The following is a 1,080-nucleotide window of genomic DNA, read 5'->3' as shown; positions in this document are numbered from 1 at the left end:
TGTCCGTCGTCAGAACATTTGGCGCAGGTCGCAGCTTAGATTAGCGGAGTGCGGACCTCGTCTGGGGGTTGATGTTAAGCGGCGAGCTTGCGGTGTTGCAAGCGCCGATATTCGATGGTCTGTCGCTTGATCCTCTCGCGCTGCTTGATGATGGCGGCAGCCCTGCCGAAGTAGGCGTCGGCAGGCGTCACATTGTCCAGGCTCTCGTGGTAGCGTTGGTGATTGTAGTGTTCGACGAACGCCTCGATCTGGGCCTCGAGGTCGCCGGGCAGGAAGTAATTTTCCAGCAGGATGCGGTTCTTCAAGGTCTGGTGCCAGCGTTCGATCTTGCCCTGGGTTTGCGGGTGCATCGGGGCGCCGCGCACGTGGCTCATCTTCCTGGCCTCGATATATTCCGCCAGTACGCCGGCGATGTAGCTGGGGTCGTTGTCGCTGAGCAGCCGGGGTTTGTGCAGCACCGTTGCGCTGTCGCAGCCCGAGGCAGCAAGGGCGAGGTCCAGTGTGTCGGTCACGTCCTCGGCCCGCATGTTGGTGCACAGCTTCCAGGCGATGATGTAACGGGAGAAGTCGTCGAGCACGGTCGACAGATACATCCAGCCCCACCCGATGATCTTGAAGTAGGTGAAGTCGGTCTGCCACATCTCGTTCGGTCGGGTGGTCTTGGTGTGGAACTGATCGGCAGCCTTGATCACGACATAGGCCGGGCTGGTGATCAGATCATGGGCCTTGAGCAGGCGGTAAACCGTAGATTCGCATACAAAGTATTGGCGCTCATCGGTAAATCGCACAGCAAGTTCGCGCGGGGACAGCTCGGACCGTTCGAGCGCCATCTCGATGATCTGATCCTGCACCTCGACCGCGATACGGTTCCACACCCGGCTTGGTGCCGATGGCCGGTCTTCCAGCGCCTCCGGGCCGCCATCTAGATAGCGGTCGTACCAGCGGTAGAACGTCCGGCGGGCGATGCCGAGCTGGTCCAGCGTGCGCTTGGCGGGCAAGTGTGACTGCTCGACGATCCTGATGATCTCGAGCTTTTCGGATGCGGGATACCTCATTCGTCGTCGCCCCCATCCGCGATCA

General features: G+C 60.7%; 1 protein-coding gene. It reads right to left on the bottom strand.

Translation table 11 applies throughout. The features are described from left to right. Positions 1 to 74: 74 nt before the first annotated feature. Positions 75 to 1,080: IS3 family transposase (locus MTR64_RS21265; RefSeq protein ID WP_243996596.1), on the bottom strand; the 1,006-nt coding region annotated here is incomplete at its 5' end.

Origin of the sequence: Novosphingobium album (ex Hu et al. 2023), assembly GCF_022832385.1 — a bacterium.
In the GTDB taxonomy this organism is placed as follows: domain Bacteria; phylum Pseudomonadota; class Alphaproteobacteria; order Sphingomonadales; family Sphingomonadaceae; genus Novosphingobium; species Novosphingobium album.
Note: the sequence above shows the minus strand (reverse complement) of the source record. Positions and strands in the feature narration are given on the sequence as shown.